The 22,391-nt window shown below is 61.9% G+C and carries 23 protein-coding genes; 8 read left to right on the top strand and 15 right to left on the bottom strand.

All coding sequences use genetic code 11. The features are described 5' to 3' along the window. Positions 1-11: 11 nt before the first annotated feature. A complete protein-coding gene (gene yaaA, locus P0D70_RS06095; protein ID WP_408183537.1) occupies positions 12-794 on the bottom strand; it encodes a peroxide stress protein YaaA in 783 nt (260 codons plus the stop codon). A gap of 57 nt (positions 795-851) precedes the next feature. Here yaaA and P0D70_RS06090 point away from each other — a divergent pair, with 57 nt between their 5' ends. After that, positions 852-1,349: a putative toxin-antitoxin system toxin component, PIN family gene (locus tag P0D70_RS06090; RefSeq protein ID WP_408183532.1), complete on the top strand. Its 498-nt coding sequence runs from the start codon at positions 852-854 to the stop codon at positions 1,347-1,349. A gap of 142 nt (positions 1,350-1,491) precedes the next feature. Further along, the gene (locus P0D70_RS06085; RefSeq protein WP_408183530.1) at positions 1,492-2,664 is read left to right on the top strand and encodes a pyridoxal phosphate-dependent aminotransferase; all 1,173 of its coding nucleotides are present in this window, start codon (positions 1,492-1,494) and stop codon (positions 2,662-2,664) included. Positions 2,665-2,770: 106 nt separating this feature from the next. On the opposite strand, the gene P0D70_RS06080 is transcribed toward P0D70_RS06085, so the two are convergent. Then, complete coding sequence (locus P0D70_RS06080; protein ID WP_408183528.1) at positions 2,771-3,418, bottom strand: glutathione S-transferase family protein; 648 nt, start codon at positions 3,416-3,418, stop codon at positions 2,771-2,773. A 138-nt stretch (positions 3,419-3,556) separates the two neighbouring features. Here P0D70_RS06080 and P0D70_RS06075 point away from each other — a divergent pair, with 138 nt between their 5' ends. The 5 genes from P0D70_RS06075 to P0D70_RS06055 all read left to right on the top strand — a co-directional run bounded on the left by P0D70_RS06075 (position 3,557) and on the right by P0D70_RS06055 (position 9,153). Then, positions 3,557-5,116, top strand: a complete 1,560-nt coding sequence (locus P0D70_RS06075) for a 3-hydroxyacyl-CoA dehydrogenase (RefSeq protein WP_408183526.1) — start codon at positions 3,557-3,559, stop codon at positions 5,114-5,116. Beyond that, positions 5,113-5,901 carry an oxepin-CoA hydrolase, alternative type gene (locus P0D70_RS06070; protein WP_408183524.1) on the top strand — a complete coding sequence of 263 codons (789 nt, stop codon included), beginning with the start codon at positions 5,113-5,115 and terminating at the stop codon, positions 5,899-5,901. Before P0D70_RS06075 ends, P0D70_RS06070 begins: the two co-directional genes overlap by 4 nt. 21 nt (positions 5,902-5,922) lie before the next feature. After that, positions 5,923-6,639, top strand: a complete 717-nt coding sequence (locus P0D70_RS06065) for a histidine phosphatase family protein (RefSeq protein ID WP_408183522.1) — start codon at positions 5,923-5,925, stop codon at positions 6,637-6,639. Between the two features lie 20 nt (positions 6,640-6,659). Continuing rightward, positions 6,660-7,766 (top strand): phosphotransferase, encoded by a 1,107-nt coding sequence (locus P0D70_RS06060; protein ID WP_408183520.1) that lies wholly within the window; start codon positions 6,660-6,662, stop codon positions 7,764-7,766. Between the two features lie 127 nt (positions 7,767-7,893). Then, entirely contained in the window at positions 7,894-9,153 is a 1,260-nt protein-coding gene (locus P0D70_RS06055; protein ID WP_091795754.1) for an acyl-CoA dehydrogenase family protein, read from the top strand. Between the two features lie 132 nt (positions 9,154-9,285). Here P0D70_RS06055 and P0D70_RS06050 read toward each other — a convergent pair whose 3' ends face one another. The 10 genes from P0D70_RS06050 to P0D70_RS06005 all read right to left on the bottom strand — a co-directional run bounded on the left by P0D70_RS06050 (position 9,286) and on the right by P0D70_RS06005 (position 18,395). After that, the gene (locus tag P0D70_RS06050; protein ID WP_408183516.1) at positions 9,286-9,762 is read right to left on the bottom strand and encodes a MaoC family dehydratase; all 477 of its coding nucleotides are present in this window, start codon (positions 9,760-9,762) and stop codon (positions 9,286-9,288) included. Further along, positions 9,759-10,217 carry a MaoC family dehydratase gene (locus P0D70_RS06045; protein WP_408183513.1) on the bottom strand — a complete coding sequence of 153 codons (459 nt, stop codon included), beginning with the start codon at positions 10,215-10,217 and terminating at the stop codon, positions 9,759-9,761. Before P0D70_RS06045 ends, P0D70_RS06050 begins: the two co-directional genes overlap by 4 nt. Before the next feature lie 35 nt (positions 10,218-10,252). Further along, positions 10,253-11,380: an acyl-CoA dehydrogenase family protein gene (locus P0D70_RS06040; protein WP_091795764.1), complete on the bottom strand. Its 1,128-nt coding sequence runs from the start codon at positions 11,378-11,380 to the stop codon at positions 10,253-10,255. A 10-nt stretch (positions 11,381-11,390) separates the two neighbouring features. Continuing rightward, positions 11,391-12,587, bottom strand: coding sequence for an acyl-CoA dehydrogenase family protein (locus tag P0D70_RS06035; protein ID WP_408183510.1), 1,197 nt, complete (start codon positions 12,585-12,587; stop codon positions 11,391-11,393). 48 nt (positions 12,588-12,635) lie between these two features. Next, complete coding sequence (locus P0D70_RS06030; RefSeq protein ID WP_408183506.1) at positions 12,636-13,061, bottom strand: DUF1178 family protein; 426 nt, start codon at positions 13,059-13,061, stop codon at positions 12,636-12,638. Positions 13,062-13,284: 223 nt separating this feature from the next. Then, positions 13,285-13,809 carry a helix-turn-helix transcriptional regulator gene (locus tag P0D70_RS06025; RefSeq protein ID WP_408183503.1) on the bottom strand — a complete coding sequence of 175 codons (525 nt, stop codon included), beginning with the start codon at positions 13,807-13,809 and terminating at the stop codon, positions 13,285-13,287. 53 nt (positions 13,810-13,862) lie between these two features. Further along, a complete protein-coding gene (locus tag P0D70_RS06020; protein ID WP_408183501.1) occupies positions 13,863-14,108 on the bottom strand; it encodes a hypothetical protein in 246 nt (81 codons plus the stop codon). Positions 14,109-14,342: 234 nt separating this feature from the next. After that, positions 14,343-14,732, bottom strand: coding sequence for a putative holin (locus P0D70_RS06015; protein WP_091795775.1), 390 nt, complete (start codon positions 14,730-14,732; stop codon positions 14,343-14,345). A 109-nt stretch (positions 14,733-14,841) separates the two neighbouring features. After that, positions 14,842-17,427: a glycoside hydrolase family 18 protein gene (locus P0D70_RS06010; RefSeq protein ID WP_408183498.1), complete on the bottom strand. Its 2,586-nt coding sequence runs from the start codon at positions 17,425-17,427 to the stop codon at positions 14,842-14,844. A 164-nt stretch (positions 17,428-17,591) separates the two neighbouring features. Beyond that, positions 17,592-18,395 (bottom strand): N-acetylmuramidase domain-containing protein, encoded by an 804-nt coding sequence (locus P0D70_RS06005; protein WP_408183495.1) that lies wholly within the window; start codon positions 18,393-18,395, stop codon positions 17,592-17,594. A gap of 285 nt (positions 18,396-18,680) precedes the next feature. Between P0D70_RS06005 and P0D70_RS06000 the strand changes: the two genes are divergently transcribed. Then, complete coding sequence (locus P0D70_RS06000) at positions 18,681-19,856, top strand: winged helix-turn-helix domain-containing protein (RefSeq protein WP_408183493.1); 1,176 nt, start codon at positions 18,681-18,683, stop codon at positions 19,854-19,856. Between the two features lie 123 nt (positions 19,857-19,979). On the opposite strand, the gene P0D70_RS05995 is transcribed toward P0D70_RS06000, so the two are convergent. From P0D70_RS05995 to nuoN, 3 genes are read right to left on the bottom strand one after another with little or no spacing between them, the layout of a single operon-like run. Then, complete coding sequence (locus P0D70_RS05995) at positions 19,980-20,564, bottom strand: NUDIX domain-containing protein (RefSeq protein ID WP_408183490.1); 585 nt, start codon at positions 20,562-20,564, stop codon at positions 19,980-19,982. 44 nt (positions 20,565-20,608) lie between these two features. Next, positions 20,609-20,905, bottom strand: coding sequence for a DUF2818 family protein (locus P0D70_RS05990; protein ID WP_091795792.1), 297 nt, complete (start codon positions 20,903-20,905; stop codon positions 20,609-20,611). After that, on the bottom strand, positions 20,905-22,377 hold the full coding sequence (gene nuoN / locus P0D70_RS05985; RefSeq protein WP_408183487.1) for an NADH-quinone oxidoreductase subunit NuoN: 1,473 nt from the start codon (positions 22,375-22,377) through the stop codon (positions 20,905-20,907). Before nuoN ends, P0D70_RS05990 begins: the two co-directional genes overlap by 1 nt. Between the last annotated feature and the right edge of the window lie 14 nt (positions 22,378-22,391).

Here is a 22,391-nt window from a genome sequence, read left to right as displayed (position 1 = left end):
CGGCGAAACGCTTATTCAGCGACGCGGCGGCGGAATACGTAAGTGGAATCGTTCGACGCTTCGGCGTCGAACGCATAGCCTTCGGCGTCGAATTCCTTCAACTGCTCGGGCTTGTCGAGACGGTTCTCCACGGCATAGCGCGCCATCAGGCCGCGCGCCCGTTTTGCATGGAAGCTGATGATCTTGTAGCGGCCGCCCTTCCAGTCCTCGAAAACGGGCGTGATGACCGGCGCTTCGAGCAGCTTAGGCTTGACGGACTTGAAGTATTCGCCCGACGCGCAATTGACCAGCACACGGGACGCCGCGGCATTCTTCTTGAGCTGTGCATTCAAGGCCTGCGTGATCCGCTCGCCCCAGAATGCGTACAGATCCTTGCCGCGCGGGTTAGCGAAACGCGTACCCATTTCCAGCCGGTAAGGTTGCAGCAGATCGAGCGGGCGCAGCAATCCGTACAGGCCGGACAACACGCGCACGTGATTCTGCGCGTAGTCGAGATCCGCCGCCGACAACGTTTTCGCGTTGAAACCCTCGTACACGTCGCCATTGAACGCCAGCACCGCCTGCTTGGCGTTGTGCGTGCCGAATTTGGGCGACCATTCTGCGTAGCGCTGGAAATTGAGGTGCGCGAGCTGATCGGAAATATCCATCAAGGAGGCGATCTGCTGCGGCGACAAGCGGCGCAATCCGCCGATCAATTCGGCCGCGTCGTCGACAAAATCGGGGATCGTGTGCTTTTTGACGTGAGGCGGGGTTTCGTAGTCGAGCGATTTCGCCGGCGACAGAACGATTATCATAGAGGCTTGCAGGCACGCCGTGCCTGGCGGTCAAAGACGAAAGCCAGATTGTATCGAATGCCCGGTTCCCATGTCTCACGCGGCGCTTTGCGCGTCGTCCTCGATTCCAATGTGTGGATCGACATTCTCGTGTTCGACGACCCGCACACGCGGCCGATCGCGGCCGCGCTCGAAAGTGGTGCGCTGACCGCGCTGATCGACGCGCGCTGCCTCGCCGAACTCACCTACGTGCTTGACTACCCGCAGTTCGTGCATCGGAACGTGGACAAGGCCGCCGCGCTAGCGGTCGTCGCACGGCTCGCGCAACGGGTCGACCCCGTTGCGCAAACGGAAGATACGAGACCCTTGCCCAAATGCAAAGACCGCGACGACCAGAAGTTTCTCGAACTCGCGCACGCCGCGCAGGCGGACTGGCTGGTCTCGAAAGATCGCGCGGTGTTGAAGCTGGCCAAACGGATTGCACGCGACTTCGGCTTTCAGATCGCCCAGCCGGCGCCATTCGTCGCCGCCATTGGCGCGTCCCTGAGCGTCACCGGCGAGACTGCAACCGCATGACCCGCCAGGCGCACAGCCCTGGCCAGTGGGCTAACGTGCACTTCGCGGCACGCACACCGCGCCGCGATTCCCTACAATCAGGCTTCGTCCATTTCACGCGACGCCTTTGTCTAACCCACTTGCTCACGCTCCGGACAGCGCCATGAATGCACCGCACGACACGCCCACGAGTCCCACGTTTCCGTCTCGCCTGCCGAATGTCGGCACGACGATCTTCACCGTGATGAGCGCGCTCGCCGCAGAAAAAGGCGCGGTAAATTTGGGTCAGGGCTTTCCCGATTTCAACTGCGATCCACGCATTGTCGACGCGGTCGCGAACGCCATGCGCGACGGCCACAACCAGTACCCGCCCATGGCGGGCGCCGCGCCGCTGCGCCAGGCCATTTCGGACAAGATCGCAAACCTGTACGGGCGCCGCTACGACGCCACGACCGAAATCACCGTGACCGCGGGCGCGACACAGGCGTTGCTCACCGCGATTCTCTGCACCGTCCACCCGGGCGACGAAGTGATCGTGGTCGAGCCGACCTACGACAGCTATCTGCCGTCCATCGAACTGGCCGGCGGCAAGCCGGTCTTCGTCACGCTCGAGGCGCCCGACTACGCCATTCCGTTCGACAAGCTCGCTGCCGCGATCACGCCGAAAACGCGGCTCCTGCTGATCAATACACCGCACAATCCGACCGGCACGGTCTGGCGCGAGCAGGACATGCGCAAGCTCGCAGAGATCGTGCGCGGCACCAACGTGCTGATTCTTTCCGACGAAGTGTATGAACACATGGTCTACGACGGCGCGCCGCACGAAAGCGTGGCCCGCTACCCAGAACTGGCGCAGCGCAGTTTCGTGGTGTCGAGCTTCGGCAAGACCTACCATGTGACGGGCTGGAAAGTCGGCTATGTCGCCGCACCCGCCGCGCTCACCGCCGAGTTCCGCAAGGTGCACCAGTTCAACGTGTTCACGGTCAATACGCCGATGCAGATCGGCCTTGCCGACTACATGAAAGATCCTGCACCGTATCTAGACCTGCCGGCGTTCTATCAGAAGAAGCGCGACTTCTTCCGCGCCGGCCTCGCGAATTCGCGCTTCAAGCTATTGCCTTGCACGGGCACTTACTTTCAGTGCGTCGACTATTCGGCGATCAGCGATCTGCCCGAAGCCGAATTCGCGCAATGGCTGACCGGCGAAATCGGCGTGGCGGCCATTCCGGTCTCGGCGTTCTATCACGAGGCGCATGAATCGGGCGTGGTGCGCTTCTGCTTTGCCAAGCAGGAAAGCACGCTCGCCACAGCGCTCGAGCGGCTGGCGCGGCTCTGACATGTCCTGCGCGACGCCGCGAACGAACCTCCGTTCCCTGCTATCGCGCGCAATGGTCTCGGCGTGCGCGCCTCGCGCGTGTTCGCTTAAGGCCGGGCAGCGCCCGTCAAACCGGGCGCGAAGCCGCGATGTACGCCTTGCGATCTTCGGTCACGCGTTGCGCGGCCGGCCGGGCGTTGATCACTTTCACGTAGCTCTTCCAGTCCACGCCGGCGTCCAGCAAAAAATCGCGACCGTAGATTGTCTGCGTCGCCATGCCCACCAGCGGCAAGCTCACATACCCCGCCGTATCCGCAACACTGAAGCGCTCGCCGCTCAGGTACGGCCCGAACTTCGCGATCCGCCTGAAGCCGGCAATGTGATGCTGGAGAAGTTTCTCGACACGCCCTTTAGTCGCCTCGGTCACCGTGCCGCCGAAGAACGCTTCCTTGTAGAGATTGCGCGCGGTCAGTTCGAGATGCACGTCGACGAACATGATCAGCTCGCGCTCCTTTGCCGCTTCCCAAGGGTCAGCGGAGAAGATCACCTTGTCGGGAAAGCGCGCGGCAAGATACTCGACGATGCATTGCGATTCGCACAGATCGCCCTCTTCGGTCTGCAGATAAGGCACCTTGCCGAGCGGCGAATGCTCCAGCATGGTCTCATCCTGACTCGGCAACACCGACACCTCCTCGAACGGAATACCGTGTTCGAGCAGCACGAACTTCACTTTGTTGTAATAGTTAGAGAGCGCGAAACCGCACAGCTTGATCATCGGGTGTCTCCTTCCTTCGGGTTGTATGCGACCGCTCGTGCTCATCGAAATCAAAGTCAAAGCAGCGGTCGTCCATCAATCATCCAGTAAATTGCACGATCGTGCTATTCTAAAATAACCATGGAGTCGAGCATCACAATGACCTCTCGCAATTTCAGCATCGAGACTATCGGCATTGTCGGAACCGGAGCAATGGGCCGCGGCATCGCGCAGATTGCCGCACTGGCCGGTTTCACCGTGCGTCTGTACGACACCAATCCTGCTGCAATCGGCGCCGCGCGCGACTATCTCGCCGAGACTTTCGCCAGGTTGACCGCGAAAGGCAAGCTCGACCAGGCCCGCTCTCTTGCAGCGCTCGCGAATGTCAGCGGCGCGCAGGCCATTGGCGATCTGGTCGGTTGCGATCTGGTCGTCGAGGCGATCGTCGAAAAACTCGACGTGAAGCAGGCGCTGTTCCGCGAACTCGAGACCGTGGTGAGCGGCCATTGCGTGCTGGCGTCCAATACGTCTTCGCTGTCCATCACGGCGATTGCCGCCGGCTGTAGCGATCCGTCGCGCGTGGTCGGTTATCACTTCTTCAATCCGGTGCCGTTGATGAAGGTCGTCGAAGTGATCGACGGTCTGCGCAGCGACCCCGCCGCAGGCGACGCGCTGATGGAACTCGCGCGCCGTATGGGGCACACGCCGGTGCGCGCGAAAGATATGCCCGGCTTCATCGTGAATCACGCGGGCCGCGGCATGAATACCGAGGGCTTGCGCGTAGCGGGTGAAGGCGTGGCCAGCTTCGCCGACATCGACCGTATCATGCGCGAGCAGGCGGGTTTTCGCCTCGGGCCGTTCGAGTTGCTCGACCTGACGGCGCTGGACGTCTCGCATCCGGTGATGGAGTCGATCTACCACCAGTTCTATGAAGAACCGCGCTTCACGCCGTCGCCCATCACCGGCACACGGCTCGCAGGCGGATTGATCGGCCGCAAGACGGGTGAAGGCTTTTACCGCTACGAAGACGGCAAGCAGCAAGTGCCTGCCGAAGCGCCCGCGCCGACTGGACTGCCGGCCAGCGTGTGGGTCAGCAAGCGTTATCCGCAGGCGCATGACGCCGTCGTGCAACTCATCGAGAAAGCCGGCGTGAAACGCGACGACGGCGCGACGCCCGAAGCAAACTCGTTGATCGTCGTCACGCCGTTCGGTCACGACGCGACCACAGCCGCAGTCGACGAAGCGCTCGACGCAAGCCGTGTCGTCGCCGTCGACGCGCTCTTTCCGCTCGTCGGCGCACAACGCCGCACGCTGATGACAACGCCCGCCACCACTCGCGCCGCGCGTGATACGGCGCATGCGCTCTTCGCCGCCGACGGCGTGCCCGTCACCGTGATCCGCGACTCGACCGGCTTCGTTGCGCAACGCGTGGTGGCGACTATCGTCAATATCGGTTGCGACATCGCGCAAAAACAGATCGCCACGCCTGACGATATCGATCTCGCCGTGACGCTCGGCCTCGGCTACCCACGCGGCCCGCTGGCGCTCGGCGACGCCCTCGGTTCGACCACCATTCTCGCGATCCTGCGCAATATGTTCAGTGTGCTCGGCGACCCGCGCTATCGTCCTTCACCCTGGCTCGCGCGGCGAGCCCAGCTTGGCCTTTCGCTGACCCAACGCGACGCAACCGATACAGACACCACGGAGACACAACAATGAGCGCCGAACTGCTGACCTCGCGCCCGACCGAAAGCGAATCGACACTGGTTCTCACGCTGTCGAACCCCGGCGCGCGCAACGCGCTGCACCCGGACATGTACGCCGCAGGGATCGAAGCGCTCGACTCGGTGGAGCGCGATCCGTCGATCCGCGCCGTCGTGATCACCGGCGCCGACAACTTCTTCTGCGCGGGCGGCAATCTGAACCGCCTGCTGGAAAACCGCGCGAAAGATCCGTCCGTGCAAGCTCAGAGCATCGACCTGCTCGGCGAATGGATCTCGGCGCTGCGCCTTTCGTCGAAGCCGGTGATCGCCGCCGTGGACGGCGCCGCCGCCGGCGCGGGATTCTCGCTCGCGCTCGCGTGCGACCTGATCGTTGCCGCGGACACGGCCAAATTCGTCATGTCGTATGCACGCGTCGGCCTGACACCCGACGGCGGCGGTTCGTGGTTCCTCGCACAAGCGCTGCCGCGTCAGTTGGCCACCGAGGTACTGATCGAAGGCAAACCGATCGGCGCCACGCGTTTGCATGAACTCGGCGTCGTCAACAAACTGGCCAGGACCGGCGCCGTGCGCGACGCCGCGGTTGCATGGGCCGACGAACTCGGCAAGATTTCGCCCAATTCAGTCGCGCGCATCAAGGGGCTGATCGGCGCGGCCGGCGCGCAACCGCTCCCTGATCATCTGGTGGCGGAGCGCGACAACTTTGTCGCGTCGCTGCATCATCGGGACAGTCTTGAAGGGATTTCCGCGTTCCTCGAAAAACGCGCTCCGGTGTATAAGTGAACGTGAGTGAACGACAGGACCATGTCTGACTATCAACTGCCCAAACGCCGCCGCATCTTTTTGATGCGTCACGGCGACGTCACCTATTTCGACGACTCCGGCCGCGCGATCGATCCCGAGACCGTGCCCCTGAACGAGAACGGCCGCGAACAGGCCAGCGCGGCGGGCCGCGAGTTCGCCGCGCAGCAGATCACTTTCGACCGGGTGATCGTCAGCGGCTTGCCGCGCACGATCGAAACCGCACAGCGCGTCCTTGCCGAAACCGCCCAGCAGATCGAACTGGAAATCGAGCCCGCCTGGGAAGAGATTCGCGGCGGCAAGCTCGGCAATATTCCGCTGCACGATATGGAGGCCGCGTTTCTCGGCGTGTTCGACGGCATCGTGCAGGAAAGCACGCGCTTTCTCGACGGCGAGACCATTGGCGAGTTATTCGATCGCGTGCTGCCCGCGCTCGCTGCGTTGCGCGAGGACACATCGTGGGACACCGTGCTGCTCGTCCTGCACGGCGGCGTGAATCGCGCCATCCTGTCGCATGCGATCACGGCCGGTGGCCGTACGTTCTTCGGGCATCTGGCGCAAGCCACCGGCTGCATCAACGCGCTCGACGTAGGCGCCGCGCCACGCGACTGGGTGCTGCGCACGATCAACTATTCACCGCCCTCGCCGCTTCATCGCGGTGTCCGCAATACCACGATGGAAATGCTCTACGCGCAATTCATTCAATACAAGCGTAGCTGAACCTGAACTGGAGGAGACAGATGGTGCAAGCCACACAGACCGGCGAACCAGAACACCAGCCGGATTATTCGGACTTCGAGGGCACGCGCGCGGTCAGCGAGCGGCAACGCTTCGATAGCGACGCGCTCGCCGCGTGGCTGACCCGGCATGTCGAGGGATTTTCCGGACCGCTCACGCTGGAGCAATTCGCCGGCGGGCAGTCCAATCCGACCTTCAAGCTGCTCACGCCGTCACGCTCGTATGTGATGCGCGCCAAACCCGGGCCGGCGGCGAAGTTGCTACCGTCCGCGCACGCCGTCGAACGTGAATATCGCGTCATGCATGCGCTCGCCGACACCGATGTGCCGGTCGCGAAAATGCTCGCCTTGTGCGAAGACGAAAGCGTGATCGGCCGCGCGTTCTATGTGATGGAGTTCGTTGAAGGCCGCGTGCTGTGGGACCAGTCGTTGCCCGGTATGACGCCCGCCGAACGCGCCGCCATTTACGACGAAATGAACCGCGTGATCGCGGCGCTGCACAGCGTCGACGTCGCGGCGCTGGGTCTGGCCGATTATGGCAAGCCGGGCAATTACTTCGCGCGTCAGATCGGTCGCTGGAGCAAACAGTACATCGCCTCCGAGACCGAACCGATCGACGCCATGCAGCGCCTGATCGAATGGCTTCCGCAACATATGCCGGCCGAAACGGGCGAGCGCGCTTCGATCGTGCATGGCGACTACCGGCTCGACAATCTGATCTTTCATCCTTCAGAACCGCGCGTGCTGGCCGTGCTCGACTGGGAGTTGTCGACGCTCGGCGATCCACTCGCCGACTTCGCCTATCACTGCATGGCGTGGCACGTCGACCCGGCGCAGTTCCGGGGAATCGCGGGACTCGATTGGGCCGCCTTGGGCATTCCCGACGAAAGCCAGTACGTCGCGCGCTATTGCCAGCGCACCGGCTTCGAGATTCACGGCGACTGGAATTTCTACCTGGCGTACAACATGTTTCGCATCGCCGCGATCCTGCAAGGGATCATGAAACGCGTCGTCGACGGCACCGCGGCCAGCGCTCAGGCGCTCGATGCTGGCCGCCGTGCGAAGCCGATGGCCGAACTCGCCTGGCGCTACGCGCAGAAAGTGCGCTGACCGAAGTCGTGCGCTGGTTCGTACGCTCGGTGGCACGCCAAAACGCATTGAGTCGTGCGACCGATTCACGCATCTGGTTGCGCTCCGAACAAACGTCGTCCGTTACCCGTTATCCGCGAGGTCTTACATGAATTTCGATTACACCCCGAAGGTTCAGGCATTGCGCGAGAAACTGCTCGCATTCTTCGACGAGCATATCTATCCGAACGAGCAGGCGTTCTACGCTGAGATTGCGCGCAATCGCCAGAACGGCAACGCGTGGCTACCCACCGAACTGATCGAACAACTCAAGCAGAAGGCGCGCGACGCCGGCTTGTGGAATCTGTTTCTGCCTGAATCCGTGCGCGGCGCCGGCTTGACGAACCTCGAATACGCGCCGCTATGCGAAATCATGGGCCGCGTACCTTGGGCGCCCGAAGTGTTCAACTGCAACGCGCCCGACACCGGCAACATGGAAACGATCGAGCGCTACGGCAGCGACGACAACAAGCGCGAGTGGCTCGAACCGCTGCTGCAAGGCCAGATCCGCTCGGCGTTTCTGATGACCGAACCTGAAGTGGCGTCGTCGGATGCGACCAATATCCAGACCAGCATCGTGCGAGACGGCGACTACTACGTGATCAACGGCCACAAATGGTGGTCGTCGGGCGCGGGTGATCCGCGCTGCAAGATCTATATCGTGATGGGCAAGACTGATCCTGATGCGCCGCGCCATCAGCAGCAGTCGATGATTCTGGTTCCCGCCGACGCCACCGGCATCACCGTGCACCGTCCGCTCACCGTGTTCGGCTACGACGACGCGCCGCACGGTCACATGGAAATCACGCTCGAGAATGTGCGCGTACCCGCCACCAACATGCTGCTCGGTGAAGGACGTGGCTTCGAGATCGCGCAAGGCCGACTCGGACCGGGACGCATTCATCACTGCATGCGTCTGATCGGTCTCGCTGAACGCGCCCTCGAATTAATGTCGAAACGCTCGCTGCAACGTGTCGCGTTCGGCAAGCCGGTTGCCGCGCAAGGCGTCACGCAGGAGCGTATCGCGGAAGCCCGCTGCATGATCGAACAGGCGCGTCTGCTCACGCTGAAAACGGCCTACATGATGGACACCGTCGGCAACAAGGGCGCACGCGGCGAGATCGCGATGATCAAGGTCGTCGCGCCGAACATGGCGTGTCAGGTGATCGACTGGGCGATTCAGGCGCACGGTGGCGGTGGTGTCTGCGACGACTTCCCGCTCGCGTATGCCTATGCGTCTGCGCGAACACTGCGTTTCGCCGACGGTCCCGACGAAGTTCATCGCAACGCGATCGCCAAACTCGAACTCGCCCGTTACATGGATGCGGGCGCGGCAGCTCGCGTGGAGACCCCGATTACGCGAGTTTGAGATCGGCCAGACATTCGACGCGGCGCACTTCGCGAAACCTTGATTGCGCCGCGGCGTCTGAATATGCATTAGCAAAAAGCGCGAGCCGGCATCACTGTCGCTCGCGCTTTTTAACAAGCATGCGTCGAAACGCTAGAAATAATGCCGCGTGATGAACTCGGCGACGCATACCGGCCGCTCACTGCCCTGCCGCTCAAGCGTCACATTCCATATCACTTGCACGCCGTTGTTATCCACTTCGGCTACGGATTCGACCGCGAACTTCGCGCGCAACCGCGAGCCGACCGGCACCGGGGATGTAAAACGCACGCGGTTCAACCCGTAATTGACGCCCATGCGCTGCTCGAGCACCACCGTCTCACTGAGCAATGCAGGGATCAACGAAAGCGTCAGAAAACCGTGCGCTACCGGACCGCCGAACGGTGACTCGCGCCGCGCCCGTTCCGGGTCGACATGAATCCACTGATGATCGCCGGTCGCTTCGGCAAACCGATCGACGCTCGCCTGATCCACCTCCAGCCATTCGCTAACGAGCGGCTCGGCGCCCACCAACGCGCGCAAGGCGGCGGCGCTGCCGAACGTTGCGGCAGGTGCCGCGCTGCCCGTCATGAAGCGGCACCAGGATTGCGCAGCCCGAACAATCCCTTCGAGCGCACCGTGATGACCGTTTCGCCATGCTGATTGATGCCTTCCCACTGCGTCGATACGATGCCGCGATCCGGCTTGCTCTCCGAGATACGCTTGTCGAGCACGGCGTTCATCATGGTGATCGTGTCGCCGACCCGCACCGGCTTCAACCAGCGGATTTCGTCGATACCCGGCGAGCCCATCGACGTGGAACCCGCGAACGCATTGCGCACCAGCATGCCCATCATGACGGAGCAGGTATGCCAGCCACTCGCGACCAATCCGCGGAACGGCGATTCGGCGGCCGCGGCTTCATCCACGTGGAACGGCTGCGGATCGAACTTCTGCGCAAACTCGACGATCTCGTCATGCGTGAACGTGTGCTTGCCGATTTCGATGCTCGTGCCGACTATCAAGTCCTCGTAACTCAATCCCATCGTCACACCTCCTTTTATTCGATTCGAGCCGCGGATCAGGCTTCTGCCGTGACGAAGCCGGGCAGCGCGGCGAACCGCGCGAGATGGTGATCGACGTCGCCCAATGTGGTTTCGATAATAGCAAGTCGTTTGAACAGATGCGCCGCGGCCACTTCGTTCGTCACGCCCATGCCGCCATGCAACTGAACCGCCTGCTGACCGACAAAGCGCGCGGCCTGCCCCACCCGTGCCTTCGCAGCGGAAACCGCGCGGCGACGTTCGTCGGCATCCGTGCTCGTGTAGCGCATGGCAGCCAGGTACGTGACCGAACGCGCCTGCTCGGCGTGAATCAGCATCTCGACCATACGATGCTGCAAGGCCTGAAAACGCGCGATCGGCTGGCCGAACTGCTGGCGCGTTTTCGTGTAGTCGACGGTGGCGAGATTCAAGGCGTCTAGCGCGCCGATCGCCTCGGCGCACAACAGCACCGTGCCGTAGTCCGCAATATGTTCGAGCGCAGCCGCGCCGGCGTGGTTGCCTGCCAATTGGCGCGCCGGCGTGCTGTTGAATTCGAGTGTGGCGGCACGTTGACCGTCGATCGTGCGGTAGTCCGTAACTTTGACGCCGCCTGCATTGCGTGCCACGACGAAGAGTGCAATCTCGCCGTTCAGACGGGCCGGCACGATCCAGTGATCTGCTTGCGCGCCGTGCAGCACAACCGACTTCGTGCCGGTCAAGGTCTGCTGCCCGCCCTGCCCGCTTGCGGTCGTCTCGATCGAAAAAAGATCGTAGCGTGCGTGCGGTTCGTGAAATGCCACCGCCAGTTTGATCTCGCCGTGGGCCGCACGTTCGAGTAACGACGCGTCTTCGCCCTCTTCACTACCCGCAAGGCGCACTGCCTCGACGCCGACCGCGGTCGCCCAATAAGGCTCGACGACCAGCGCGCGGCCGAGTTCCTGCATGACCACCAGCATATCGATCGGGCCGCCGTTGAAACCGCCTTGCGCTTCCGGCACCGGCAGTGCCGTCAGGCCCAACTCGGCAAACGCGGCCCAATGCACGTCTGACACGCCGGTTTCCGATCGCACGATCGCCTGGCGCGCTTCGAACCCGTAGCTCTTGTCCAGATAGCGGCGCAACGCGTCGGCGAATTGCTGTTGTTCGTCGTTGAATGTGAAGTCCATGCGCCGCTCCTCAAAGTCCGAGAATCATCTGCGCGATGATGTTCTTTTGAATTTCGTTCGAGCCGCCGTAAATCGACGTCTTGCGGAAGTTGAAGTAGTACGCGGCCAGCGGCGCGGCATCGTCGTCGCCGGCCAGGCTATGTGCGCGTTCGCCTTCGAGGAATGGCACGTCGAACGGCGCGGCGAGCGGCCCGATCGCTTCGAACATCAGTTCGGTCAGCGCTTGCTGAACTTCAGTGCCCTTGATCTTCAGCATCGACGCTTCCGGCCCCGGCCCGCGCCCGCCCGTTTCATTGGCGACCACGCGCTGCACGGTGACTTCGAGCGCCATCAACTCGATCTCGAGGCTCGCGACTTTTGCACCGAAGACCGGATCCTGCAGCAGCGGTTTGCCGTTCTTCTTTTGATTCAGTGCAAGGCGTTTCAGGAAAACGAGTTCGCGCTTCGACTGGCCGACCCGCGCGATACCGGTACGTTCGTGGCCGAGCAGATATTTCGCGTAAGTCCAGCCGCGATTCTCTTCACCCACCAGGTTTTCGACCGGCACCTTCACGTCTTCGAAAAACACTTCGTTGACTTCGTGGTCTTCGTCGAGCGTAATGATCGGCCGCACGGTGATGCCCGGCGTTTTCATGTCGATCAGCAGGAACGAAATGCCCTCCTGCTTTTTGGCGCCGCTGTCCGTGCGTACAAGGCAGAACATCATGTCGGCGTACTGACCGAGCGTGGTCCACGTTTTCTGACCGTTCACCACGTAATGGTCGCCGGCGCGCTCGGCGCGCGTGCGCAGCGAGGCCAGATCCGAACCCGAGCCGGGCTCTGAGTAGCCTTGGCACCACCAGTCCGTACCGTCGAGAATGCGTGGCAAATAGTGACGCTTCTGTGCCTCGTTGCCGTATTTCATCAACACGGGCGCCACCATGGAGACGCCGAAAGGCAGCACGGACGGCGCGCCGATACGCGCGCACTCTTCGTCCCAGATGTGCCGCTGGGTCGCATCCCAGCCCGGGCCACCGTATTCTTTCGGCCATGCGATCGCCGACCAGCCGCGCGTGCCGAGCAGCTTATGCCAGTCTGCGAAGTCTTCGCGGGAGAGCCGCTTGTGATTGAGTACTTTGTCGCTCAGATCGCGAGGCAGGTTCGCCTCGAGCCAGGCGCGGATATCGGCGCGGAACGCGCTCTCAGCGGGGGAATAGTCCAGATTCATGCGTAGTGTCTCCTGGCCGCTACCACCCGCCGCCAGCGAGCCACTGCGCTATTGCAGCGGTTCCTTCAAGGCAGCCGGGACCGGCAGCGGCATCACTTCGATGCCTTCCTCGACCAAGGCTTTCGCGTCTTCCGGTGTCGTGACACCGCGAATATTGCGTGCGGGCGCTTCATTGTAGTGAATGCGCCGCGCTTCCTCGGCGAAGCGGTCGCCCACGTTCTCGGTCTTCTCCAGTACCTCGCGTAAGGCGCGCATCACGCGCCCCTGCATGTCGCCTGCACCCGCTGGCGCTTTCGTCTCTGTCGCACCCGACAGGTTCAGGCGCGGCGCCGACGGTAAACGGCTCACCTCGTTCGCACCGCAGATCGGACATTCAACGAGCTTGCGGGACTGCTGCGATTCGAAGTCATCAGCCGAAGCGAACCAGCCTTCGAACCGATGGCCATGCGGACACTGTAAATCGAGGACCTTCATGTGGAATCAGGGCTTGCGTGCCAGTTTAGCGCAAAACGTAAATTTGTGAACGGTCGTTCGTAAAATTTTACGGACAACACGCCGACGTCTGACGCTGCTGACAAATCGGACGTGGTGGGCGATTTTAACGCTTTGCGCCAAGGCCTGCCGAAGGTGGCCCGAAAGGCCAATGCGCATGCCGACTACATGGCCGCGCGAATTCGCACGCTGGCCGTGCCTGCTTCTATGCCACCAGACACTCGAGTTGACGGTTAAGACGCGGCTCGATCTCGCGTGCTTCTTTGGCGAGGTTGATCTGCTTGGCCGATTTTGCGACGTCGAACACGTCTGCCTTGATTTCATAACCGCCGCGCGCAATGAGCCAATCAAGGATGTCCGACAGATGCCACACCGACGCGCTGCCCTCGTGGACCGCCGCCGGAAAGTCGATTGCGTGATTGAGCATCAGCTTGCGCATGTTTTGCCTCGACACGCCTGCGACTTCGGCCACGTCGGTGAGGCCGACGAAATCGGGGCCTGCCTCGACCAGCCGTGCGGACGGCACCGCCCGTTTGACGTCTTGAAGCGCGCTGACCAGCGCAGCGAATGCAGACGTGCCTTCGCGAGTGAAAAATAGCGCGATGCGGCCCGGTTGCCCGATGCCAACGGTGGCGTCATCGCACCCCGCTTCGCCCAGCCGCTCGACGATCGCGTCAAGATCGCAATCTTCCGCTGCGAGGCGGTACTTCAACGTGAACACATATTCCATGATTTACTCCTGCCTTTATTCGGTCCAAGGCTTTCGCCAACAGCGCGCTTTCGCTACCGGCGAGCCGTGCAGTTGTCGACGATTCTCCGCAGATGCCTGGCATGGTTGCCAGGGCACTTGGGTGTGCTCCAGATGCTCGATATGCAGAACTCACCGCACCGACAGTCCGCGTCGTTGTCGGGACAATACATTTTTCCCCACGCGTGGCCTTTGCCACCGCCCTGAACACGCCAACCGTTTTTTTCGGCATACGCCAATGCTGCCTCGACCTCTTTCTTAGAGTGGGTTCCTCGAACCATCTACGCCCTCCAATTTAATGAGTGGGAGTCGGGTTGTCAAGTGACAACTTTACTTGATCCACCCTGAATCGAACATTTCTCACAAGCTTCGGTATCCCAATTAAATGAGACGCTCAATGCTTTTTATCGAAGGTCCATACTAGAGGGATAAAGGCCGTGTAGCGAGACTGCCGGAAGTCATAAGAAGGCGGGCTATCGCTGCCCGCCTTCTTCGTGCCCTTCGTGCAAGCCGAGTCATCCTTTGAGAAGCCGTTTGACGACCCACGCGTACAAACGGTCCAGAGTCGGCTCGACGTGGCGCTCACTCCAGTCGAGCGCGAGAATCGTGAACGTCACGAGCGCCGCGCTCGCAATGAACCCGGCTAGCCACGGTTCGACCTGCGGCCAGTTGAAGACGATCCGTCGCGCGAGAAAATTGCCGCCCAGGAGCGACACGACGAAATAGATCGCCTTGCGCCACGTCGTGGTCTCATGCGAACGCGTCAGATACAGGAGCGCTCCGCAGGCAACGCCCAATACCCGTTCGAAGTCGTTGAGCATGTGCGACGCGACGAAGGCGACACCGCCCTTCAAGCTTCCAATCAATACCGGAGCGGCGAGACAAGCAACAGGATAAGTAGCCATGAGGGTATCCAACGCCAGAAGTGCAGAAGTCGACCGGGTTGCGTGCGACGGCGCCCAATGGAGCGCCGCCGCACTTCGTGATCAGTGCGGGATCAGCCGCAAACGGTGATCACGCGCTGCCGAGGTCCTGCCAGACCTTGCCGTCGTACTGCTTCTGGCTCGTGCAATTGGGATCGCCCGGCTCGTCGGAGCGGTTTGCCCACCACGACGAACAGTATTTGCGCAGCCCCTGACCGTGATAGTCGTGCGTCACCACCGAACCGCCCGGATAATCCTGCGGCTTCCACGTGCCGGTGCTCTGGCCCGCGACGACCGTCACGTTGACCGACGCGATCGATTGCGCGCCATCGCCGCCGTGCCCGGTCACCGTCAGTCGCACCGGATACTCGGTGGTCGTGGTGAGCGTCGGCGCGGTCACGGTCACGCTCGCCTGGTTGGAGCCGTCGAACGAGAGCCCCGGAGCGCTCCACTTGTAGACGAGCGGCGCCGGGCCGGTCGAATCCGCAGCCGAAAGCGACAGCGGCGCGCCGCTCTCCACCTTCGTCTTACCAGTGATCACTGCCTGCACGGAGCCACCGGACGCCGGCGTGGCTTCCAGATAGATCGCCTCGCTCGACGTTGACGTGCCATCGCTCACGGACAGCTGGATCAAGTAGTCGGTCGTCTTATCGACGCTCGGCACGACCCCATCCACGACCGCCTTGCGCGAGCCGTCGAACGGCAACTGCGGCGCCTGCCACGCGTAGGTGAGCGGATCGCCATCCGGATCGAACGACGCGGTACCCGACAGCTGGAACGCCGTCCCCGACGCGAGTTGCACCGTCATTCGGGCCACCGGCGGCTGACCGGACTTCGATTTCACGGTCAGCGTGACCTGCGCGGTGTTCGTGTCGCCATGGCCATCGTCGACCGTCAGCTTCACCGCGTAGCTCGTGGCGCCTGCCGCCGGCACGACGCCGTCGACCTCGACAGTGGTCGCGCCGTCGAACGGCAGTCCAGGCGCCGACCACCGGTAGGTCAGCGCATCGCCATCCGGATCGTTCGAGCGCTTGCCGCTGAAGTGAACCGGGTCCCCTGCGAAAGCTTCCAGCGGACCGTCGATCGCGGCCACCGGCGGCCGGTTGCCGCCCTTCACGTTGATGCCTTTGAAGTAGAACGGCGACATGTCGATCGTCTGCTTCGTGATCTCGTTGCCGAGCCCTTCGCGCGCGGCATTGACGAGCACGCCGCCATCCATTTCGATGGTCCAGGTGAACAGGCCCGCAAGACCGCGCTTGCGGACGTATTCGCCCTTGGCCTTCACCGTGCGCGGCGTATCGACCGAAATGAAGAGTTTCGAGTCTTTGCTGTACAGGTAGTCGGCGTCGGCAACTTCGTCGGTATAGACGTCGTAGCCGTTAATGCCGCGCTGATTTTCCAGATCGAGGTAGTTATAAATCAGGTCGTACCATTCGGTCGTGCCCGATTCGAAGCTGCCCGTGGTCGTACCCGTGCCCGCGTTGTAGCTACCTTCGAGCGGCGACAGGCTCGTGATGTTCGCATTGCGCGCGCTGCGGCTATACCCGGCATAGCCGATTGCCACACGGCTCAACGGCACGCCGATCTGCTCCAGATAGTCGATCGCCGCATCAATGCTGAATTCGTTCGGGTCACCCGGATGGCTCGGATGCAGGTTCGTATGATGCGCGAGCTTCGGCGCCCACGGCGTGCCGAAGAAATCGTAGGTCATCAGGTTGATGCCGTGCACGCCGGCGTCGATCATGCCCTTCAGGCCGGCCTTTTTCATCTTCGACAAGGCGGCGGATGCGGCGATGCTGATCATCACATCCTTGCGCCCGGCGCCGTCGAACGCCTGCCTGAGTTCGCGCACCAATGCCTGGAAGTTCGGCGTGTCGCTATCGGAATAGGTATTGCCGTCGTTACCCTCTGCTGCCGGATACTCCCAGTCGAGATCGATCGCCGCGAACATCGGGAAACGCTTGAACAGATCGAGGATGCTGTTGATCAGTGTCTTGCGCCGCGCCGGGTCGGCGACCACCCAGTGAAACGCCTCGCTCATCGTCCAGCCGCCGATACTGAACGACAGCACCAGATCGGGATTCTTTGCCTTCAGCTTACGCAGGCCGCCCAACACGCCTTGCGCGGTTTCCTGACGGAACAGCGCCTGATAGTCGTTGCTCACCCAGCCCGGGAAGCCACAGTTGCGATACGAAGCGACATCGCCCCATGCATCGACGAAAGTCGCCTCGTCTTTCCTTCGGCCGAAATCCTGCGCGGCCCGGTTGATGGTGTACTGCTTCTCGCCGTTGTCGCCGATGATGCCGGCAAAGCCGAGCACGAGCTTGTCGTACGCATTCGCGTCGAGCAGCATCAGGTCGATGCCGCGGCCACACTGATCGTCGGCGAACGAGCCGTCGTAGCGTCCGTCGTATTGCGACCAGTCCGTGTAATAGCCGAACACCTTCGAGTCATTCGGCTTGTAGCCGTTGTACACGCGCTTCGCCACGCGGCCGGACGTGTAGCTGAACTTCTCGACTTCGGTCGCCGGCTTGTAGCCGTTCATCTGATACTTCTTTTCCGTCGCACCCTTGGCGCCGGACTTGTCGCCCGGATCGCCGTTGTACACCAGCTTGCTGTTCTGGCGTCCTTGCTGGACGGAACCGCTTGCAGACGTGGGATTGTTCGTTTGCGTCATAAGAACCTCGTTCATGAAAAGTGGATGTCGAAGGCTACGCACCCTGGCGTTGCCTGATCGACCTGTTCATGTTCGGGTGCCTCATCGACGAACAACATGGAAAATCCATCGAATATTCGCGGTCCGCCAGCCGGCGACGTAGGCGACTGGCTGAGTCATCTCACCTATGCCGATCCTCCACACGCCACGGCGTCGAAATGCGCGACCGCCGAAGCAAGTCGCGTGTCGTACGCATGTGTGTGATAAGCCGGACCGTTGTAGCGTCGCGCAAAGTCGTCCCATCTACCCTGTTGTAGCGCGCGCAGCATGGCGGCGTCGCGCTCGACGAAACGAACGAATGCGTCCAGCTGGCTTCGCTCATCGATCGTCATCGACGCGGCAAAGTCGGCGGCGCTGGCATAATCCAGGTACAGCCAATGAAGACCCATGATCTGGAATAACCCCCAGCTGCAGGCTTCGATCGCGCAATCACGATCGAGCCCGCTGGCCGCATCGAAACGTTCGTATTCCTGCACGCCACCCAGATAACCGCCGGGTGTCGTATTGACGATCTCGGGAAATTCGCTGCGCCAGCGTTGCGCGGGCAGCGCCGCGGCAACCAGTCGCCGATACATCACATGGCGTTCGAACAGGATCTTCGCGCGGCCGTCCGGCAGAAAGCCAAAGCCCGCGCTCTCGACCTCGACCAGTGCAAGAAGCCGCGCTGGTGCGACACCTAGCGCGTCGCTGGCCTCGGCCACGTCGGCTTCGAACAGCAATCCCGCATCGCGCGACGTTTGCGTGAGCAGCGCGCGAGTCTGCTCGCATACGACGCCTGTGTCCGGCAAGCCACGTCGCTGCTGAAATCGCCGTAGCGCGCTTTGCGTATTGGGGCCCGGCAAACCGTCCACTTCCAGGCGTGGATTTTCCTGCGCAAGCGCCCGCTGTAAAAAGACGACGCTCGTGCCGCGAGTCATTGATGCGTTCATGATCGGTATCCGTGAGGTTGGAAAAAGTCGCGGCAGATAGGAAAGCTAACTGCTGCCGCGACGTGATTCTTTTTCCTCCGGTCCGCGTCCGCCATAGAAGATGGCGAACATTCGCGCCTCGCCTGCCTTGCCGGCTCAGGTCCTGCTGTTTGCCACATGGAAGGCGCGATACTCCATCCAGCTCGAGGATATGTCCGTTACACCGCGTACCCGTCCGGGTTCCTCCATTGGCTGCGACCATTTACCGATGCTACGTTATGCGTATTAAAGGCGCTGGAGTAATTCGTGAGTAAAAACAGTTGCATTGTTCGTTTCGACTGGCGGCATGACCGTGTATCCGTCGGCCATATCGCCGTGCGTGTCGCGGGACAGGAAAAGGAAGTGCTCCGCCTGATGGTGGAGAGCGCAGGACAAGTATGCGACCGTGAAGCATTGATGGGCGTCGTGTGGGGCGAGCGTGCGATCCATATGGACGAGCTCTATCTGACGCAACTGGTCTACCGGTTGCGCAAGTCGTTGAGGCCGCTCGGTCTCGGCGGTCATATCGTGACGATGCCGCGTGCGGGCTATCGGTTCGACCCGGAAGGACTTCAGATCCATACCGAAGAAGCCTCGCCGGATGACACGCCGACATCGCTTGACGCTCTCTCCACAGATGAACCGCCACCGCGCCGCGCCGGCCTTCGCAACTGGCTTGCGCGGTTGCGCGACAACGTTTCGTATCGGCGGGCATCGTCCGAATCGATCGGCCTGCCCGCGATTCACACCGATGAGGGACTGGTCACTCATGCCGGCGCGACCGTTCATCTAACTGGTTTCGAACGCGCCTTGCTACAGGCGTTCGTCGACCAGCCCGATGTCACGCTCAAGCGTCACGAGTTGATCTCACGGATCTGGGGTGATGAAGAAGACGTCGACGTCAATCGCCTGACGCGCCTGGTGTCGCGCTTGCGGCGTTCGTTGCAGCCGCTCGGACTCGACCAGCAACTGCTCTACATACCTTGTATCGGATATAGATTCTGCCGGACTGTGCCGCCTACGCCCGCTGACATCGGCGAAGTCGAAAGCAGCTCGCTGCCATCAGCAACCGGCGCATATCCGTCGGTGTCGGGCGTCGTTGCCGCGCTCAAGTGGATCGCGCCGTGGTTCGCGTCGCGGCGCACTGTCGTGCTGATCGGCGTGGCGTTGCTTACGCTCACCGCCGCGCTTGCGATGCCGGCGGACCTCGGCAACGGGAGCCGCCTCGGCCGGCCTGTTACCGCAAGGCACAATGGAAGCGCCATTCCGACCTCCTGTAGCGCGGATTATGTTCATCACGTATTCATTCGCGACGTGGTCGACTCAGTGGCGGCGTCGAGTTCCCCAACCGTGCCGGCTACCGTGGACAACGCGTGGAACCGGATTGTGGTGGATTTGCGCGCGGCAGGCTGCCGTAGCGTGGCGCCTTCCGCTCCTTCGTAACGTCCAGTGCGGATCGACAATGCAATAGTGGGCAGGCTGACGCGCTGCCCCTTGCGGCGACACCCTATATGGAATGGTCCGCGACATAGGTCCCACGGCGCTGCCCACGCCGAACTGGCGACGCTATTGCGGTTCCGCCAGCGGCCACGCGCCCGACAAGACCTTCTCCAGCCAGAACGTGCCGATCACCGTCTTGACGTCAGTGATCTTGCCGGTGCGTACCCACTCGGACACCTCGGCCACACTTGCCGTGAACAGTTCGAGAAATTCCCCTTCGTCGAGCTTGCGCTCACCCGCAGTCAAACCACGCGCGAGGTAGATGTCGATGAATTCGGTCGAATAGGAAATGATCGGGTGAATGCGCGTCAGATAGACGTATTCACGCGCGGTGTAACCCGTCTCTTCGCGCAGTTCACGAATGGCACACGCGAGCGCGCCCTCGTTGGGGTCGAGCTTACCCGCCGGATACTCGACCATGACCTTGCCCATCGGGTAGCGATACTGGCTTTCCAGCAGCACGCGGCCGTCGTCGAATAGTGGAATGACCATCACGGCACCCGGATGCTGAACATATTCGCGCGTGGCGTGCTTGCCGTCCGGCAGGCGAACGGTGTCGCACTTGAGCGTCAGAAACGGACCCTGATGCATCGTTTTGCTCTCGAGACAGGTCTCGGTGAGCGCGGCGTCGTGATCGGGAAGTTCAGCCATATGCGGACCTCAGGACAACTGGGTGCGCCGACGGCGAGACGCCGTCAGCGGCGTTTGACGAGATACTGGAAGGTGAAGCCGGGGAATGCGAACACCACGAATAGTGCGAATGTGATCGCGTAAAACTGCCATCCCTGTTCGAAGCGGTTGCCCGCGCGCGCTTCCAGCAGAAAACCGAGCGCGCCAACCACAAAGTACAGCACGATCAATTCGGCAATCCGGATCCAGCCGCTCTTCTTCGCCGCCTTCAGCGGCACGGCGGCGAAGAGGCGCTGATTCAGGAACGGCAGGTTGGCGCCGACCAGCGCCAACAGCACGATAAACCAACCCGCAGCCGACATCAGAGCAGCAGAGTGTGCTGGATAGCCTGCAGGCAGGCCTTCAACAACGGATCCGGCACGATACCGAGCACCAGTACGGCCACGCCATTCAGGGCCAGCAACGCACGCGTGCTGGTGTCGGCGAGAATCGGCGACTTGTCTTGCGGATCGTCGAAATACATCAGCTTGACGATACGCAGGTAGTAGAACGCGCCGAACAGCGAGGTGATCACGGCCAGCACCGTCAGCCAGGTCAGGCCGGCGTTCATGGTCGCTTGCAGCACCGCGAGCTTCGCGTAGAAGCCGACTGCGGGCGGAATGCCGGCGAGCGAGAACATCATGACCATCATCACGAACGCGAACACCGGGCTACGCTGATTCAGGCCCTTGAAGTCTTCAAGCGTGTCCGCTTCGAAATCGCGGCGAGCCATCAGCATGATGACGCCGAACGTACCCATCGTCGTGATCAGGTAGACGATGCTGTAGTACATGGCCGAGCCGTACGCGTTGGCGGCGCCCGAGGTCTTGTTGTCGACCACGCCTGCCAAGAGGCCCAGCAGCACGAAGCCCATGTTCGAGATCGCCGAGTACGCGAGCATCCGCTTCACGTTGCGTTGCACGATACCGGTGATATTGCCGACGATCAGCGACAACGCCGCGAGAATCACCAGCATTTGCTGCCATTCGACCGCCAGCGGCAGCAGACCCATCACGAGGAAACGCAAACCCCATGCGAACGCGGCAACCTTCGGACCTCCGCCAACCATCAGCGTCATCGCCGTCGGTGCGCCCTGATACACGTCAGGCACCCACATGTGGAACGGCACCGCGCCCATCTTGAACGCCACACCCGCCACGATGAAGATCACGCCGAACAACAGCACGCTCGGATCGTAGTGGCTCGTGCCGATCGCCTTGAACACTTCGTTCAGGTCGAGCGAACCGGTCGCGCCGTACAGCATGGAGATGCCGTACAGCAGGAAGCCGGAAGCCAGCGCGCCGAGCACGTAGTACTTCATGGCCGCCTCGTTCGACGGCGCCGCGTCGCGACGCAGCGCGATCGCGCCGTACAGCGACAGCGACATCAGTTCCAGCCCGAGATACAGCGTCAGGAAGTTGTTGCCGGAGATCATGACGAGCTGGCCGAGCAACGAGAACATGCCCAGCAGGAAGAACTCGCTGCGGAACAGACCGCGATCCTCGAGGTAGCGGCGCGAATAGACGATCGACACGGCATAGCCGAGCGTCACCACCGCTTTCATCACGTTGGCGAACGAGTCCACCACATACATATGGCCGAAGTAATAGCGCACTTGCGGGTCGAACGCGTTCATCGCGAACCAGATGCCGGCGACGAGCGTCGAGAAGAACGCGATGAAGTACGTGGTACGGCGACCGGCCTGGCCGACGAACGTGTCGTTGAGCCACGCGACGACAACGGCGAGCATCACCAGCGCGTCAGGCAACAGAGCAGTCATAGGGGCGTTTTGCATGGTCTTTAATTCCT

The organism is Paraburkholderia sp. RL17-381-BIF-C, from assembly GCF_046026435.1.
Lineage (GTDB): Bacteria > Pseudomonadota > Gammaproteobacteria > Burkholderiales > Burkholderiaceae > Paraburkholderia.
This window is presented reverse-complemented; position numbering and strand designations above follow the sequence as displayed.